The following is a 15,371-nucleotide window of genomic DNA, read 5'->3' as shown; positions in this document are numbered from 1 at the left end:
CGCACTCTCGTGCCGGGGGCACCGCCGTACCAGGGGCGCACTCTCGTGCCAAGGGCACCACGTCGTGCCGTGGGCGCATCCTGGTGCCGGTGGCGCACTCTCGTGCCGGGGCCGGCCTGTGGCTCAGCGGGGACCGCGCCGCCCGCCCTCTCCCCCCTCACTCCCGCGCGTTGAGGCGCTCCAGCAGCCCCAGCAGCGTCGCGCGTTCCGCCGTGGACAGCCCGGCGAAGCAGTCGGCGAGCACCTCCGCGGCCACCGCGTGCCCGGCCTGGAGCGTCCGCTCGCCCTCCGGGGTCAGATGGTGCTGGATCCGCCGCCCATGGCCCGGCCGCCGCTCCACCAGGCCCTGGGCGGCCAGCCGGCCCACCAGTGTGCCGAAGGCCTGCTCGCTCTGGAAGGTGGCCGCCGCCAGCTCCCGCGCGGAGGCGCCCGGCGTCCGGTCCACGGCACGCAGCGCGTCCCACTGCGCGAGGGTGGTCCCGACGGCCGTGAGCGCGCTGTCCAGGGCCCGGTGTTGCCGGTACTGGGCCTGTTTCACCGCTCTTCCGAGAACCTGCAGGTCATCATGCATGACTTCAGCATAGTCGATGACTAAGCTTGTTTAAATAAACATCCTTAGTTACAGTCCACGGCATGACGACGAACCGCATCGCCCATGTCTGCCCCGACCTCCCCCTCTCCCTCACCGAGGCCGGCTCCGGCCGGCCGGTACTGGTCCTGCACGGCGGCGGCGGACCCGCCACCGTCGCCGGTCTCGCGGGCCGCCTCGCCGGGTCGGCCCACACCATCGCCCCGGTCCACCCCGGCTGGGACGGCACACCCCGCCCCGACTGGCTGACCCGTCTCGACGACCTCGCCGTCGCCTACCTGCACCTGCTCCAGGACAACGAGTGGAACGACGTCCTGGTCATCGGCTCCTCACTGGGTGGCCAACTCGCCGCGGAGATGGCGATACGCGACACGGCGGGCCGGATCACCGGCCTGGTCCTCATCAACGCCGTCGGCGCCGACATCGCCGGCGAACAGGTCACGGACTTCTTCGCGCTGGACCCGCGCGCCCAGGCCGAGCACTCCTGGCACGACCCGGACCGCTTCTACGTCGACCCGGCCGGCCTCCCCGCCGCCGAACTCGCCCGCCGCCAGGCCAACATGGCCACCATGCGGCTGCTCACGGACGGCGGCCGGATGACCGACCCGAGGCTGCTCCCCCGGCTGGGGCGGGTACGGCAGCCCGCGCTGGTGATCTGGGGCGAGAGCGACCGTATCGTCACCCCCGCGTACGGAGCCGCCTACGCGAAGGCCTTCCCACAGGGCCGGTTCGAGCCGATCCCCGAGGCCGGTCACCTTCCGCACCTCGAACGGCCCGACGTGACGGCGGAATTGATCGAGGCGGAGCTGCGCCGCACCGCCACCCCGCCGGTCAACGGGGGCTGAGGCCACTTTAGGGTGCCCTCGTGACTGCGTACATCGACGACGAGAACGTCCCCGGCCGTTACGGCCCCACCGCGACCACCGAGGCCGACCCGAAGCAGGTCGGCACGGTGCGCACCGAGTACTCCCCCGCCCACGACGGCGACCCCGACCCGGGTGAGATCGTGTGGACCTGGGTGCCCTTCGAGGAGAACGACGGCCGGGGCAAGGACCGGCCGGTCCTGGTCGTCGCCCGGGAGGCGGGCGGCACGCTGCTCGCCGTGCAGCTGTCCAGCAAGCGGCACGACGACGACCGCGAGTGGGTGGCGATCGGCAGCGGCCCCTGGGACCGCTCCGGCCGCGACTCCTGGGTGGCCGTGGACCGCGTGCTGCGGCTGCACGAGGACGGGATGCGCCGGGAGGCCTGCGCCCTGGACCGGGGCCGCTTCAACCTCGTACGCAACCGGCTGCACGAGCGCTACGGCTGGAGCTGAGCCGCCGGGCCGCTCTCAGGCGCCGGGGGTGGCCCCGCGGAACGCCTCGGCGAAGGCGGCCCGGACCAGGGATCCCGGCGTGCGGTCCAGGATCCCGAACACCACGTGCTTGAAATGGCGCGCGAACCGTCCGCCGGGGCCCAGCAGCTCCCGGAAGGCTCCCGCGACCTGCGCGGGGTCGTTCTGGAAGACCCCGCAGCCCCAGGCGCCGAGGACCAGTCGCCGGTAGCCCTGCGCGGCGGCCACCTCCAGCACCCGCTCGGCGCGGGCGGCGAGGGCGCCGGGCACCTCGCCGACGCGCTCCGGGGCGGTACGGCGGATCACCCCCGCGTTGGGCGCGGCGGCCGTGAGGAATCCCGCCCGGTAGGGCTCGGCGAGCAGCGCGCCGCGGTCGTCGCGGAAGACCGGGACGGCCGGGGAGTGGATCACCCGGTCCGAGTAGAACGGATCGCGGTGGGCGCGGTGGTGGTCGTAGAAGGCGCGGGCGTGCAACTGGCAGGCGTACAGCGCGGAGGCACGGCACAGAGCCTCCTCCTGCGCCTGCGCGCCGTTCAGGTAACCGCCGCCCGGATTGCGGGCCGAGGCGAAGTTCAGGACGGCCACCGGGGCGTCGGCCAGCCGGCGGGCGGCCTCCAGGCTGCTCTCGCCGGTGACCTCGAAGACGGTGTCCGTGTCGTCGGCGGCGACGACCGGCACGGGCTCCGGGCCGTACAGACGCGTCCCGGCCCGTGCGGCCGCGATGTCGGCCGCCAGCAGGACCTCCCGGCCGTCCGGCGCCCGGTAGGCCCCGGCCGCCACGATCCCCTCGGTCTCCCGCGCGATCCCGCGCAGGCGCGCGCTCATGGCGCCACCCCCGTGGACGCCATGACCGCGACCCGCGCGGTCTCCCCCGTCGTGCTCATCACCGCATCCTGGGTGATCCTGGGGATGCCGTGCAACGGAGTTTTCCGGGCCTGAAACAGCCGGAAACGGCCGGAAACACTGGATGAAACGGAGGTTACCGATCTCGAACCTGCCGTTTGGCACCCTTGTGCGAATCGGCGCGGAGGTCTTGGGTGGGACGGGCAATGCCGTCCCGAGCCACCCACGGCCGGGCCGGTGGCATGGTGGAATCTCAGGAGGATCCCGACATGTCCGACTCAATATCCGACGGCGGCGACTGTACCGGCGGCTCGGTGAGGACCGACTTCTCGGACGACCGCACCGCTGTCACCGAGGCCGAGGTGGAGGCCCTGGTCAAGGGCATCTGCTTCAAGACGGGTCCGCCCCGCACCCTCGGGGTCGAAGTGGAATGGCTGGTCCACGAGCTGCGGCAGCCGCAGCTCCCGGTGACACCCGAACGACTCGAAGCGGCCTACGCCGCACTGCGCACGGTACCCCTGGGCTCGGCGCTCACCGTCGAACCCGGCGGCCAGCTGGAGCTGAGCTCGCCGCCCGCCGCCTCCCTGATGGAGTGCATCGGTACCGTCTCCGCCGACCTGGACGCCGTCCGAGCGGTCCTGGCCCGCCAGGGCCTCGGCCTGGTGGGCGTCGGTCACGATCCCTGGCACACTCCCCGCCGCTTCCTGCGCGAACCGCGCTACGACGCGATGGAGGCCTGCCTGGACCGCACCGGCACGGCGGGCCGCCACATGATGTGCGCCTCGGCCTCCGTACAGGTCTGCCTGGACGCCGGCCACGAGGAGCCCGGCCCGCTGGGCCACGCGCGCCGCTGGTGGCTGGCCCATCAGCTGGGTCCCGTGCTGGTCGCCGCGTTCGCCAACAGTCCGCTGGTCGGGCACCGGCCCACCGGCTGGGTCTCCACCCGGCAGCTGCTGTGGATGGAGATCGGCGCGGGCCGCGCGGGCGCGCCCCCGCTGGACGGTGATCCGCGAGCGGCGTGGGCCCGGCACGTCCTCGACGCGCCGGTGATGTGCGTACGACGGGACGGCGGCCCGTGGGAGGTGCCCGAGGGCCTCACCTTCCGGGCGTGGACCCGGTCGGGGACGCCCACCAGGGAGGATCTCGCGTACCACCTGACGACGCTGTTCCCGCCGGTGAGACCGCGCGGCCACCTGGAGCTGCGGATGATCGACGCGCAACCCGGCGACGACGGGTGGATCGTGCCGCTGGCGGTGACGGCGGCGCTGTTCGACGACCCCGAGGCCGCCGAGACCGCGTACCGGACGGTGAAGCCGCTGGCCGAGCGGGCCCGGTCGCGCCCGGCACCGCACAACCCGCTGTGGCTGGACGCGGCCCGCACCGGGCTCGGCGATCCGGAGCTGCGGGAGGCGGCCGTCGCCTGCTTCACGGCGGCGCTGCGGGCCCTCCCGCGGCTGGGCGCGACCCCCGAGGTCGTGGCCGCCGTCCAGGAGCACCGGGACCGGTACGTCCTGCGGGGCCGCTGCCCGGCCGACGACCTGCTGGACCGACTGCGCGGCACGGCGACTCGCGCCCACGAGAGGGAAATCAGCGCATGACCGAGACCGAGACCGACATCGATATCGAGACCCTGCGGGACCGGGCGCTGCAGTCCCTGACCACGGCCCGGGCCCGCACCTCGCTCCTCACCGACTGCGTCGAGGAACCCGACCTCACCGCCCAGCACTCCCCGTTGATGTCCCCGCTGGTCTGGGACCTCGCGCACATCGGCAACCAGGAGGAGCTCTGGCTGCTGCGCAACGTCGGCGGCCGGGAGGCGATGCGCCCCGAGATCGACCGCCTGTACGACGCCTTCGAGCATCCGCGCTCCGAGCGGCCCTCGCTGCCGCTGCTCCCGCCCGACGAGGCCCGGCGGTACGCGGCGGAGGTGCGCGGCCGGGCGCTCGACCTGCTGGAGCGGGCGGCGTTCGGTGACAGCCGGCTGACCGAGGCGGGCTTCGCCTTCGGGATGATCGCGCAGCACGAACAGCAGCACGACGAGACCATGCTGATCACGCATCAGCTCCGCAAGGGCCCACCGGCCCTGACCGCGCCCGACCCCGACCCGGTGCCGCCGTTCACGGGCCCGGCCGAAGTCCTGGTTCCCGGCGGTCCGTTCACCATGGGCACCTCCACCGAGCCCTGGGCGCTGGACAACGAACGCCCTGCGCACCGGCGGGAGGTGGCGCCCTTCTGGATCGACACCACCCCCACCACCAACGCCCAGTACCTGGCGTTCATCGAGGACGGCGGCTACGAGCACGAGCGCTGGTGGACCCCCGAGGGCTGGGCGCACGTCCGGGAACACGGCATCCACGCCCCGCTGTTCTGGCGGCGCGAGGACGGCCGGTGGCTGCGCCGCCGGTTCGGGGTCACGGAACTCGTGCCGCCCGAGGAGCCGGTGCTGCACGTGAGCTGGTACGAGGCGGACGCCTACGCCCGTTGGGCCGGCCGCCGGCTGCCCACCGAGGCCGAGTGGGAGAAGGCGGCCCGGTACGACCCGGTCGAGAACCGTTCCCGCCGCTACCCGTGGGGCGACGCCGACCCCACCCCGGTCCACGCCAACCTGGGCCAACGGCATCTGCGGCCCGCTCCGGCGGGCAGCTACCCCGAGGGGGAGTCGCCGCTGGGCGTACGTCAGTTGATCGGCGACGTGTGGGAGTGGACGTCGAGCGACCTGCTCCCCTACCCCGGCTTCAGCGCCTTCCCGTACAAGGAGTACTCGGAGGTGTTCTTCGGGCCCGAGTACAAGGTGCTGCGCGGCGGTTCGTTCGCCGTGGACCAGGTGGCCTGCCGGGGCACGTTCCGCAACTGGGACTACCCGATCCGGCGGCAGATCTTCTCCGGTTTCCGCACCGCCCGCACCGCGGAAACAGCCTGATGTGCCGTCACCTCGCCTGTCTGGGACCCGAGGAGCCGCTCGGCCGGCTCCTCGTGGAGCCCGCGCACTCCCTGTACCGCCAGTCGTGGGCACCGCGGCGGCAGCGGTACGGGACGGTCAACGCCGACGGTTTCGGGGTGGGCTGGTACGCCCCGGAGGATCCGCAGCCGGCCCGCTACCGGCGGGCCGGCCCGATCTGGGCCGACCAGTCCTTCGCCGACCTGGCCAGGGTGGTGCGCGCCGGCGCGCTGCTCGCCGCGGTCCGGGACGCGACCCTGGCCGGTGCCGACGCGGAGGCCGCGGCGGCGCCGTTCGCCGCGGGCCGCTGGCTGTTCAGCCACAACGGAGCGGTCCCGGGCTGGCCGCGGTCCCTGGCCCCCCTTGTCCCGCTGCTGCCCCCGGCCGACCTGCTGGCGCTGGAGGCGCGGACCGACTCGGCGTTCGTCTGGGCGCTGGCCCTGCACCGGCTGCGGTCCGGCACGGAGCCGGGCCCGGCCCTTGCCGAAACGGTTCTCCAGGTGGCCGGGGCCGCGCCCGCCGCCCGCCTCAACCTCCTGCTCACGGACGGCGAGACCATCGCCGCCACCGCCTGGGGCGACAGCCTCTTCTACCTCTCGGAACCCGGCCACCGCACCGTCGTCGCCTCCGAGCCGTACGACGACGACCCGCACTGGCGAGAGGTCCCCGACCGCACGCTGCTCACCGCGAGCCGCGACGGCGTCGCACTCGCGCCGGTCGAGCCCGCCCCCGTGGAGCCCGGCCAGGTCGAGGACCCGGCCTCCGCATCCCCGAAGGAGCCCTGTACGTGAGTCCCCTCCGTGTCACCCGCACCCTTCCCGAGGACGCGACGGACGCCGCGCTGCGCGCCGACGTCCTGAACGGCCTCACCGCCACCCCCAAGACGCTGCCGCCGAAGTGGTTCTACGACGCCCGGGGCAGCGAACTCTTCGAGCGGATAACCGAGTTGCCCGAGTACTACCCGACCAGGGCCGAGCGGGAGATCCTGCTCACCCGCTCGGGCGAGATCGCCGCCGCGAGCGGTGCCCGCACCCTGGTCGAGCTGGGCTCGGGCTCCTCCGAGAAGACCCGGCTGCTCATCGACGCGCTCACCGCCCTCGAGGTGTACGTCCCGGTCGACGTCAGCGAGAGCGCGTTGACGCAGGCCGGTCAGGCCCTCGTCGCGGAGCGGCCGGACCTGACCGTGCACGCCCTGATCGCCGACTTCACCGGCCGGATGGAGCTGCCCGAGGCGCCGGGGCCGCGGCTGCTGGCGTTCCTCGGCGGCACCATCGGCAATCTGCTGCCCGCCGAGCGGGCCGCCTTCCTGGCCTCGATCCGGGGGCTGCTCGCGCCCGGTGACGCGCTGCTGCTCGGCACCGACCTGGTCAAGGACGAGGACGTGCTGGTCAGGGCGTACGACGACGCGGCCGGGGTGACGGCCGAGTTCAACAAGAACGTGCTGGCCGTCGTGGACCGGGAGCTGGACGCCGACTTCGACCCGGACGCCTTCGACCACGTCGCCCTGTGGGACGCCGGGCAGGAGTGGATCGAGATGCGGCTGCGCTCGCGCGTCGCGCAGACCGTGAAGGTGCCCGCGCTCGATCTCGCCGTCGACTTCGCGGCGGGTGAGGAACTGCGCACCGAGGTGTCGGCGAAGTTCCGGCGGGACGGGGTGAGCGCCGAACTGGCGGCCGCGGGGCTGGAGCTGACCCACTGGTGGACCGACGCGCAGGGTCGCTTCGCACTGTCGCTGAGCGTCGTCCGCTGAGTCGGCCGCCGTGCGCTGCGCCGGCGGTGCCGCCCCTTCGGGCGCTGCCGGACCGCCGGCGACCGGTCACCCGAAGTCCGGTGCGAGCAGTTCGGTGATCCGCCGGGAGGCGCGGCGGGCCTCGGTCGTGGGGTCCGCGCCGTCGAGCACCCTGGTCATGTAGCCCTTGATCGGGTTGTCGGCCTCGACCGCCGGCCAGTCCGGGGTGTGGGGGGTCGCGCGTCCCCGCGCGGCCCCCGCCGCCATGGCGGCGACGCCCGGCTCCCCCGCGACCGCGCCGGCCAGCGTGTTCTTGTTGGGCACGTAGTTCATGGTGCGGGCCAGTTCGGTGTCCCACTTGGCCCCGGTCAGCGCGCCGACGACGGCGGTCGCGTCGTAGGGCCGGTCGGTGTTCTGCGGTACGACGAGGTCCGAGCCGCCGGTGAAGACGGCACCGGGGTGCGCGGCGGTGAGCCCCGGCACCGGGAAGTAACCGATCTCGTCCTTGAGTTCGGGGTTCTCCTGCACGACGGACTGGACGAGGCCGGGCACCGCGACGATCTGCGCGACCTTGCCGCCCGCGAACACCGAGGCCTGCGGCGGGTGTTCCTCGTCGGCGTCGACGGGGCCCCGGCCGAGTGCCTGGAGCCGCCGGTAGAAGTCCATCCCACGCAGCGCGGCCGGACTGTCCAGGGTCCCCTTCCAGTCGCCGTCGGTCTCCCTGGCGAGGTCGCCACCCTCGTCCCAGACGAACCCGGAGAGGGTGTACCAGTCCTGTCCGGCCAGGTATATCCCCTGGTTCCCGCCGGAGTTCAGTCTTCCGGTGTCGGCCAGCCACTGGGCCCGGGTCTTCGGCGGGGAGGTGATGCCCGCCTTGGCGAACAGGTCCTTGCGGTAGATGACCACGCGGTTCGCGGCGTACCAGGGGATGCCGTACTGGCGGGAGTCGTCGCTGCCGGGTTCGGCGAGTCCGGGCAGCCAGTGCTCCTTGCCCCAGTCGCGCATCGACTCCAGCGTCAGGTCGGTGAGCCGGCCGTCCTCGACGTACTCGGGGACCTGCGTGTTGCCGACCTCGATGACGTCGGGGCCGTCGCCGGAGCCGTCCTTCAGCGCGGCCTGGACCTTGGCGACGATCCCGGTCCACTGCTGGACGCGGATGTCGAGCCTGATGTCCTTGTGGGTGTGTTCGAAGTCGGCGGTGAACCGGCGCAGGAAGTCCTGCGAGGCGCTGTTCTGCATCAGCCACACCGTCACGGTGTGCCGTCCGCCCCCGCTGCCCGGCAGCACTCCACAGGCGCTCAGCAGGGCGGCGGACACACAGACGAGGGCGAGCGGGCGGCGACGTCTCACTGCGGGGGTCCTGTTCGGTCTTGGTGGACGGCGAAGGGGCCCGGCGTGGGGGAACGAGCAGAGGTGCCCGTACGGGTGTGTACGGGATTTTGGTATGGACCAATGCGGAGGGTCAAGGGCTGTCAGCTGTTCGGAACCGATGTCTCGCGCTCCGCTTCCGCGTGCGGCACGGTGGAGTGACGACGAGAGGAGCTTCCCGATGACGAACCACACCTACCGGGTCACCGAGATCGTCGGCACCTCGCACGAAGGCCTCGACCAGGCCATCCGCAACGGTGTCGCCCGCGCCGGCCAGACCCTGCGCAACCTGGACTGGTTCGAGGTGACGCAGGTCAGGGGCCAGATCGAGAACGGGCAGATCGAGCACTACCAGGTGGGCCTGAAGGTGGGCTTCCGCATCGACGACGGGGACTGAGGCGCGGCCGGCTCAGGTCCGCCCCTCTGTCTCCTGGGCCTGCTCCAGCGCGGCCGAGCGGTCGGCCCAGCGGGCCCGCACGACGGTGAACCCGGCCCGTTCGGCGTCGTCGCACACCAGCTCGTCGTCATCGACCAGGACCCGGATCTCCCGGCGTTCGGCGAGACGGCGCAGGATCTCCAGCTTGGTGTGCCGGGCGGGCCTGCGGTCGGCGTTGCGCCGCATGTGCACCCGGCCCTCGGGCAGCCCGTGGGCGGCGAGCCAGTCCAGCGTGTCGCGGCGGCAGCGCTCGGGCCTGCCGGTCAGATAGACGATCTCGCACTCCGCCGCGTTCGCCACGGCCAGCGCGATCCCCTCGGCGAGCGGCGGATCGTGCGGCGCGGCCGCGAAGAACGCGTCCCAGTCCCGGGGTCTGCGCTCCAGGAACCGCTGCCGGTGCGCGGTGTCGGCGAGGGTGTTGTCGATGTCGAACACGGCGACCGGCCGCTTGCTGCTCTCCGTCACAGGGCAACCCTAGAGGGAATCCTGCGGCCGCCCGGGTGTTGAACCCTCTGTGAACGCAGTCATCGCCCGGACCCGGTTCTCCGTCCTCGACCGCTCGCGCACCCGTGAGGGGCACGCGCCCGGCGAGGCGCTGCGGGACACCGTGGCGCTGGCCCGGGAGGTGGAGGCCCTCGGGTACCACCGCTTCTGGGTGTCGGAGCACCACGGTGTGCCCGGGGTCGCCGGTTCGGCCCCGACGGTGCTGGCCGCCGCCGTGGCCGGCGCGACCCGGACCGTCCGGGTGGGGACCGGCGGCGTCATGCTGCCCAACCACCGGCCCCTGGTCGTCGCCGAGCAGTTCGGGGTGCTGGAGTCGCTGTTTCCGGGCCGGATCGACATGGGCCTCGGCCGGTCCGTGGGCTTCACCGACGGGGTGCGCAGGGCGCTGGGCCGCGACAAGGGCGACGCCGAGGACTTCGCGGCGCAACTCGGCGAGCTGCTCGGCTGGTTCGAGGGGACCTCGCCGACCGGTGTGCGGGCCCGTCCCGCGCAGGGGCTGCGGGTGCCGCCGTTCGTGCTGGCGATGGGCGAGGGCGCGGACGTCGCGGCCCGCACCGGGCTGCCCCTGGTCATCGGCGACCTGCGTGACCGGGACAGGATGCGCCGCGGCATCGACCACTACCGCGACCGCTTCCGCCCCTCCCCCTGGGCCGCCGAGCCGTACGTCATGATCTCGGGGACGGTCGCCGTCGCCGACACCTCCGAGGCCGCCCGTCGGCTGCTGATTCCGGAGGCCTGGTCGATGGCGTACTCGCGTACCCACGGCACCTTCCCCCCGCTGCCCCCGGCCGACGCCGTGGCGGCCCGGCCGATGACCGCCAGGGAGCGCGGCTTCTACGAGTCCGGGCTCACCGGCCACATCGCCGGGACGGCGGACCAGGTGGGGCACGAGCTGGAGACGGTCCTGAAGGAGACCGCCGCGGACGAGGTACTGGTCACCACCAGCACGTACGACCGCACGGCCCTCCTGGACTCCTACCGGCTGCTGGCCGCGCTCGTGCACTCCTGGACAGCCGCGGGCCCGTCCGAGCGGGCGGACCGGCACAGGCATGCCGGGCCCGCACGGGGACACCCGCCGAGATGCGGACCCGGCCCGGGCCGGTGACGCTGGGGAAGTAGGCAACAGCGAGGAGGGCTGCCATGTCCATGCTGGACAAGCTCAAGGGGATGCTCAAGGGTCACGAGGACCAGGCCAAACGGGGCGTCGACAAGGGCGGTGACATGATCGACCAGCGAACCGGGAACAAGTACCAGTCCCAGGTCGACATGGCTCAGAAGCAGGCCGACGACTACCTCGACCGGAGCCGTGACCAGGGCAACCCGCCGCCGCAGTAGGGGACGCACGGGCTACGATCGCCGGGTTTGCCCCGCGCCGACACGGAGTCCCACGCCCGATGCAGAGCCCTCATGATCCCTTCGTCCGCGTCCGTGGCGCCCGTCAGCACAACCTGAAGGGCGTCGACGTGGACGTGCCACGGGACGTGCTGGCCGTCTTCACCGGCGTGTCCGGCTCGGGGAAGTCGTCCCTGGCCTTCGGCACGATCTACGCCGAGGCCCAGCGGCGTTACTTCGAGTCGGTCGCGCCGTACGCGCGCCGGCTGATCCACCAGGTCGGGGCGCCCAGGGTCACGGAGATCAGCGGGCTGCCGCCGGCGGTCTCGCTCCAGCAGCGCCGCTCCGCCCCCACCTCCCGGTCCTCGGTCGGCACGGTCACCAACCTCTCCAACTCCCTGCGGATGCTGTTCTCCCGCGCCGGTGCGTATCCGCCGGGCGCCGAACGGCTCGACTCCGACGCGTTCTCCCCGAACACGGCGGTCGGCGCCTGCCCGGAGTGCCAGGGTCTGGGACGGGTGCACCGTACGACCGAACGGTCACTGGTCCCGGATCCCTCGCTGTCGATCCGCGAGGGCGCGATCGCCGCCTGGCCGGGCGCCTGGCAGGGCAAGAACCTGCGGGACATCCTGGACGCCCTCGGTCACGACGTGGACCGGCCCTGGCGCGAACTGCCCGCCGCGCAGCGGGAGTGGATCCTCTTCACCGACGAGCAGCCCGTGGTCACCGTGCACCCGGTCCGGGACGCCGACCGTATCCAACGCCCCTACCAGGGCACCTACATGAGCGCCCGCCGGTATGTGCTGAAGACCTTCGCGGACTCCAAGAGCCCGGCCCTGCGGGCGAGGGCGGAGCGGTTCCTGACCAGTGCGCCCTGCCCGGTGTGCGGGGGCAGCAGGCTGCGTCCGGAGGCACTCGCGGTGGCCTTCGGCGGCCGTACCATCGCCGAGCTCGTCGCGTTGCCGCTGACCGAACTCGCCGGACTCCTCGGCTCGGCGGGCGGTTCGGAGACCGTCCGGGTGCTCACCGGTGACCTCACCTCCCGGATCGCCCCGGTCGTCGAGCTGGGCCTCGGCTATCTCAGCCTGGACCGTGCGACGCCCACCCTCTCGGCGGGCGAGCTACAGCGCCTGCGCCTGGCCACGCAGCTGCGCTCCGGGCTCTTCGGTGTCGTGTACGTCCTGGACGAGCCGTCCGCCGGGCTGCACCCGGCGGACACCGAGGCGCTGCTCACGGTCCTCGAACGGCTCAAGTCGGCCGGGAACTCGGTGTTCGTGGTGGAACACCACCTGGACGTGATGCGCGGCGCCGACTGGCTGGTGGACGTGGGCCCGCGCGCCGGGGAGCACGGCGGGGAGGTGCTGCACAGCGGGCCGGTGGCGGAGCTGGCGAAGGTCGCCGGGTCGGCCACGGCACGCTACCTCTTCGACGAGTCCCCCGTGCCGCCGCGCAGCCCCCGGCCCGCGAGGGGCTCCCTGCGGATCGGGCCGGTCACCCGGCACAACCTGCGCGAGGTCACCGCCGAGTTCCCGCTCGGCGTCCTCACCGCGGTCACCGGGGTCTCCGGGTCCGGCAAGTCGACGCTGGTCGGCGAGATCACCGCGGAACTGGCCGGCGTCGGCCGGCTGGTGTCGGTCGACCAGAAGCCGATCGGCCGCACCCCGCGCTCCAACCTGGCCACCTACACCGGTCTGTTCGACGTCGTACGGAAGGTGTTCGCCGCCACCGACCAGGCGGTGCACCGCGGTTACGGCGTGAGCCGGTTCTCCTTCAACGTCGCGGGCGGCCGGTGCGAGACCTGCCAGGGCGAGGGCTTCGTCAGCGTGGAGCTGCTGTTCCTGCCGAGCACCTACACGCCCTGCCCGGACTGCGGCGGGGCCCGCTACAACCCGCAGACGCTCCAGGTGTCGTACCGGGGCCGGAACATCGCCGAAGTGCTGGACCTGACGGTGGAGAGCGCCGCGGAGTTCTTCGCAGACACCCCTGCCGTGGCACGCAGCCTGGCCGCCCTGCTCGACGTGGGGCTCGGCTATCTGCGACTGGGGCAGCCCGCGACGGAACTGTCCGGCGGCGAGGCGCAACGGATCAAACTGGCCAACGAGTTGCAGCGCGGGCGGCGCGGTCACACCCTCTATCTCCTGGACGAGCCGACGACGGGACTGCATCCGGCGGACGTCGAGGTGCTGATGCGGCAGCTGCACGGGCTCGCCGACGCGGGGCACACCGTCGTGGTCGTGGAGCACGACATGTCCGTGGTCGCGGGCGCCGACTGGGTGATCGACCTGGGGCCGGGCGGCGGCGACCAGGGTGGCCGGATCGTGGCGGCGGGTCCGCCGGCCGAGGTGGCGCGGGCCGAGGGCAGCGTCACGGCTCCCTATCTCTCCCGCGTCCTCGACCGGTGACCCCCGCACCCGCGTCCGGTCGTACCGGAGGTGCGGGCGCGGGCGCGGCCGACCCGGAGCCCGCCCACCGGAACCGGCCGGCTGCGACGGCGGTGGCTACGGCGTCGACCCGCCGAGACGCAACGGGGAGAGCGGCCACGTGGTACCCGGCTCGGCGTTCACCAGGGCCGCGTGCGTCCAGGCCGGCTCGTGGGCCGGCGGCTGGGCGGCCCGGGCGAGGGCGCGCCGGTCCGGGTGACTGCCGGCCGGTATCAACGGCCGTACGTCCACCTCGGCCACCAGGCCACGGGTCGACACCACCCGCCACAGGGAGGCCAGCAGTGTGTCCTGGCCGACATAGGCGGGCACGGTGCTGGCCCCTCCCGCGGCCAGCCGGTACCGCAGCCGCACCGGCTGCACGGGCGCGCCGGCGTCCAGCGCCGCCTGGAACACGGCCCGGCGGAAGCGTCCCTGGGCCCGGCCGCACCAGGTGCTGCCCTCGGGGAAGGCGACCACCGCGGCCCCGTCCCGCAGCGCCCCCGCGATCCGGGCGACGGTGCCCGGCAGCGCGCGCAGCCGGTCGCGGTCGATGAACAGGGCCCCGGCCCCGGCCACCAGCGCGCCGGCCACCGGCCAGGTGCGGATCTCCTGCTTGGCGAGCATCCGGGCCGGCCGGACGGCGGCCAGCAGCGGGATGTCCAGCCAGGAGATGTGGTTGGCGACGAGCAGCACACCGCCGGTGCCCGGCGCGCTGCCGGTGAGCCGGACCCGGACGCCCGCGGCCCGCACCAGCAGCCGGCAGAACCGCCGCACCCACTCGGCGGGGATCCTCCGGCCGAGCGGGAGCAGCGCGATCGCGGTCAGCATCAGTGCCACGACCGCGGCGAACCGCAGCACGGCTCGGGGTACGGCCGTGAGGGAACCCGCGCGTTCCACACACGCGCCCGGAGTGCAGGGCGCGCTGGGCAGCCAGACGCTCATCAGGCCGGGACGAGCGAGAGGAAGTGCCGCAGGTAGCGCGCGTTGACCCGGCGCATCGACAGCAGCACGTACAGGTCGGCGACCCCGAAGTCGGGGTCGTGCGCGGGCGCGCCGCACACCCAGGCGCCGAGGCTCAGGTAGCCGCGCAGCAGCGCGGGAAGTTCGGCCCGGCCCTCGGGAGCGGGACCGTCGGGCACCCAGGGCCGCAGCGGCCGTACCCGGAACTGCTCCGGGGCGAGGTGCTTGGCCTGGACCCGGTCCCAGGTGGCGGCGGCGAGGGCGCCGCCGTCGGCGAGCGGGACGGAGCAGCAGCCGGCCAGCCATTCGTGGCCGCGGTCCACCATGTAGCGGGCTATGCCGGCCCAGATGAGGCCGATGACGGCGCCGTCGCGGTGCGCGGGGTGCACACAGGAACGGCCGACCTCGACCAGACCGGAGCGGATGCCGTCGAGCCGGGACAGGTCGAACTCACCGTCGGAGTACAGGCGGCCGGCGACCGCGGCGCGCTCCGGGGGCAGCAGCCGGTAGGTGCCGACGACCTCGCCGGTGAGGGCCTCGCGGATGAGGAGGTGGTCGCAGTACGCGTCGAAGGCGTCCGCGTCCAGGCCCGGCTCCGGCCCGTCGAGCCGGGCGCCCATCTCTCCGGCGAACACGTGGTGGCGCAGTCGCTGTGCGGCCCGGACGTCGTCCTCGTCACGGGCGAGCTGCACCAGATAGCCGGCACCCCCGGGCGGGGCGGCGAGGGCGGGGGGTGAGGCGGGCATGGCGGTCATGGAGGTCTCCTGCGCCGAGCGGTAGCTGAGGAAATCTGCACCTGCTTTCTTCCGTGGCAGGCTGGACTCGGCGTGACATGCGCGGGGCCCGTGGATGTGGGACTGCTGAATGCCGGGAGACCCGACGGCCACCGGGAAACGCGAGACGGGGCCGGAGAGCACCA

At 73.5% G+C, this 15,371-nt stretch carries 16 protein-coding genes; 10 read left to right on the top strand and 6 right to left on the bottom strand.

What is annotated here, in order from left to right; all coding sequences use genetic code 11:
- Nucleotides 1–157 precede the first annotated feature (157 nt).
- Nucleotides 158–571, bottom strand: coding sequence for a MarR family winged helix-turn-helix transcriptional regulator (locus tag ACZ3KP_RS01830; protein WP_358985692.1), 414 nt, complete (start codon nucleotides 569–571; stop codon nucleotides 158–160).
- Nucleotides 572–633: 62 nt separating this feature from the next.
- Here ACZ3KP_RS01830 and ACZ3KP_RS01825 point away from each other — a divergent pair, with 62 nt between their 5' ends.
- Together ACZ3KP_RS01825 and ACZ3KP_RS01820 are read left to right on the top strand one after the other, a co-directional pair.
- Nucleotides 634–1,434 carry an alpha/beta fold hydrolase gene (locus ACZ3KP_RS01825; RefSeq protein WP_467495548.1) on the top strand — a complete coding sequence of 267 codons (801 nt, stop codon included), beginning with the start codon at nucleotides 634–636 and terminating at the stop codon, nucleotides 1,432–1,434.
- Nucleotides 1,435–1,454: 20 nt separating this feature from the next.
- Nucleotides 1,455–1,904 carry a type II toxin-antitoxin system PemK/MazF family toxin gene (locus tag ACZ3KP_RS01820; protein ID WP_467495546.1) on the top strand — a complete coding sequence of 150 codons (450 nt, stop codon included), beginning with the start codon at nucleotides 1,455–1,457 and terminating at the stop codon, nucleotides 1,902–1,904.
- A gap of 15 nt (nucleotides 1,905–1,919) precedes the next feature.
- Here ACZ3KP_RS01820 and ACZ3KP_RS01815 read toward each other — a convergent pair whose 3' ends face one another.
- On the bottom strand, nucleotides 1,920–2,747 hold the full coding sequence (locus ACZ3KP_RS01815; RefSeq protein ID WP_467495544.1) for a TIGR02452 family protein: 828 nt from the start codon (nucleotides 2,745–2,747) through the stop codon (nucleotides 1,920–1,922).
- Between the two features lie 287 nt (nucleotides 2,748–3,034).
- Between ACZ3KP_RS01815 and egtA the strand changes: the two genes are divergently transcribed.
- The 4 genes from egtA to egtD are packed head-to-tail and all read left to right on the top strand — an operon-like array spanning nucleotide 3,035 to nucleotide 7,453.
- On the top strand, nucleotides 3,035–4,363 hold the full coding sequence (gene egtA / locus ACZ3KP_RS01810; protein ID WP_467495543.1) for an ergothioneine biosynthesis glutamate--cysteine ligase EgtA: 1,329 nt from the start codon (nucleotides 3,035–3,037) through the stop codon (nucleotides 4,361–4,363).
- Entirely contained in the window at nucleotides 4,360–5,685 is a 1,326-nt protein-coding gene (gene egtB / locus ACZ3KP_RS01805) for an ergothioneine biosynthesis protein EgtB (RefSeq protein WP_358985706.1), read from the top strand. Before egtA ends, egtB begins: the two co-directional genes overlap by 4 nt.
- Entirely contained in the window at nucleotides 5,685–6,494 is an 810-nt protein-coding gene (gene egtC / locus ACZ3KP_RS01800) for an ergothioneine biosynthesis protein EgtC (RefSeq protein ID WP_467495540.1), read from the top strand. The genes egtB and egtC overlap by 1 nt, the downstream gene beginning before the upstream one ends.
- Nucleotides 6,491–7,453 (top strand): L-histidine N(alpha)-methyltransferase, encoded by a 963-nt coding sequence (egtD, locus tag ACZ3KP_RS01795; protein ID WP_467495539.1) that lies wholly within the window; start codon nucleotides 6,491–6,493, stop codon nucleotides 7,451–7,453. Before egtC ends, egtD begins: the two co-directional genes overlap by 4 nt.
- A 66-nt stretch (nucleotides 7,454–7,519) precedes the next feature.
- Here egtD and ACZ3KP_RS01790 read toward each other — a convergent pair whose 3' ends face one another.
- Complete coding sequence (locus ACZ3KP_RS01790; RefSeq protein ID WP_467495537.1) at nucleotides 7,520–8,782, bottom strand: extracellular solute-binding protein; 1,263 nt, start codon at nucleotides 8,780–8,782, stop codon at nucleotides 7,520–7,522.
- Nucleotides 8,783–8,981: 199 nt separating this feature from the next.
- On the opposite strand from ACZ3KP_RS01790, the gene ACZ3KP_RS01785 reads away from it, so the two are divergent.
- On the top strand, nucleotides 8,982–9,197 hold the full coding sequence (locus tag ACZ3KP_RS01785) for a dodecin (protein ID WP_132888014.1): 216 nt from the start codon (nucleotides 8,982–8,984) through the stop codon (nucleotides 9,195–9,197).
- Nucleotides 9,198–9,209: 12 nt separating this feature from the next.
- Here the strand turns inward: ACZ3KP_RS01785 and ACZ3KP_RS01780 are convergent, their stop codons facing one another.
- The gene (locus ACZ3KP_RS01780; RefSeq protein WP_467495535.1) at nucleotides 9,210–9,701 is read right to left on the bottom strand and encodes a phosphatase domain-containing protein; all 492 of its coding nucleotides are present in this window, start codon (nucleotides 9,699–9,701) and stop codon (nucleotides 9,210–9,212) included.
- A 49-nt stretch (nucleotides 9,702–9,750) separates the two neighbouring features.
- Between ACZ3KP_RS01780 and ACZ3KP_RS01775 the strand changes: the two genes are divergently transcribed.
- The 3 genes from ACZ3KP_RS01775 to ACZ3KP_RS01765 are packed head-to-tail and all read left to right on the top strand — an operon-like array spanning nucleotide 9,751 to nucleotide 13,474.
- Nucleotides 9,751–10,845, top strand: coding sequence for an LLM class flavin-dependent oxidoreductase (locus ACZ3KP_RS01775; RefSeq protein WP_467495533.1), 1,095 nt, complete (start codon nucleotides 9,751–9,753; stop codon nucleotides 10,843–10,845).
- A gap of 35 nt (nucleotides 10,846–10,880) precedes the next feature.
- The gene (locus ACZ3KP_RS01770) at nucleotides 10,881–11,075 is read left to right on the top strand and encodes an antitoxin (protein WP_132888011.1); all 195 of its coding nucleotides are present in this window, start codon (nucleotides 10,881–10,883) and stop codon (nucleotides 11,073–11,075) included.
- A 59-nt stretch (nucleotides 11,076–11,134) separates the two neighbouring features.
- Entirely contained in the window at nucleotides 11,135–13,474 is a 2,340-nt protein-coding gene (locus tag ACZ3KP_RS01765) for an ATP-binding cassette domain-containing protein (protein WP_467495531.1), read from the top strand.
- A gap of 96 nt (nucleotides 13,475–13,570) precedes the next feature.
- Here the strand turns inward: ACZ3KP_RS01765 and ACZ3KP_RS01760 are convergent, their stop codons facing one another.
- Both ACZ3KP_RS01760 and ACZ3KP_RS01755 read right to left on the bottom strand, forming a co-directional pair.
- Nucleotides 13,571–14,434 (bottom strand): lysophospholipid acyltransferase family protein, encoded by an 864-nt coding sequence (locus ACZ3KP_RS01760; RefSeq protein WP_467495529.1) that lies wholly within the window; start codon nucleotides 14,432–14,434, stop codon nucleotides 13,571–13,573.
- Nucleotides 14,434–15,207 (bottom strand): GNAT family N-acetyltransferase, encoded by a 774-nt coding sequence (locus ACZ3KP_RS01755; protein WP_467495527.1) that lies wholly within the window; start codon nucleotides 15,205–15,207, stop codon nucleotides 14,434–14,436. Before ACZ3KP_RS01755 ends, ACZ3KP_RS01760 begins: the two co-directional genes overlap by 1 nt.
- Between the last annotated feature and the right edge of the window lie 164 nt (nucleotides 15,208–15,371).

This window comes from Streptomyces sp. NPDC020958, from assembly GCF_055562175.1.
Note: the sequence above shows the minus strand (reverse complement) of the source record. Positions and strands in the feature narration are given on the sequence as shown.

Bases quoted from the DNA above. Each gene is read 5' to 3' on its own strand.
- ACZ3KP_RS01830 (WP_358985692.1), bottom strand. From the start codon at position 571: ATGCATGATGACCTGCAGGTTCTCGGAAGAGCGGTGAAACAGGCCCAG.
- egtB (WP_358985706.1), top strand. From the start codon at position 4,360: ATGACCGAGACCGAGACCGACATCGATATCGAGACCCTGCGGGACCGG.
- egtC (WP_467495540.1), top strand. From the start codon at position 5,685: ATGTGCCGTCACCTCGCCTGTCTGGGACCCGAGGAGCCGCTCGGCCGG.
- ACZ3KP_RS01785 (WP_132888014.1), top strand. From the start codon at position 8,982: ATGACGAACCACACCTACCGGGTCACCGAGATCGTCGGCACCTCGCAC.
- ACZ3KP_RS01760 (WP_467495529.1), bottom strand. From the start codon at position 14,434: ATGAGCGTCTGGCTGCCCAGCGCGCCCTGCACTCCGGGCGCGTGTGTG.
- ACZ3KP_RS01825 (WP_467495548.1), top strand. From the start codon at position 634: ATGACGACGAACCGCATCGCCCATGTCTGCCCCGACCTCCCCCTCTCC.
- ACZ3KP_RS01755 (WP_467495527.1), bottom strand. From the start codon at position 15,207: ATGACCGCCATGCCCGCCTCACCCCCCGCCCTCGCCGCCCCGCCCGGG.
- egtA (WP_467495543.1), top strand. From the start codon at position 3,035: ATGTCCGACTCAATATCCGACGGCGGCGACTGTACCGGCGGCTCGGTG.
- ACZ3KP_RS01770 (WP_132888011.1), top strand. From the start codon at position 10,881: ATGTCCATGCTGGACAAGCTCAAGGGGATGCTCAAGGGTCACGAGGAC.
- ACZ3KP_RS01815 (WP_467495544.1), bottom strand. From the start codon at position 2,747: ATGAGCGCGCGCCTGCGCGGGATCGCGCGGGAGACCGAGGGGATCGTG.
- ACZ3KP_RS01765 (WP_467495531.1), top strand. From the start codon at position 11,135: ATGCAGAGCCCTCATGATCCCTTCGTCCGCGTCCGTGGCGCCCGTCAG.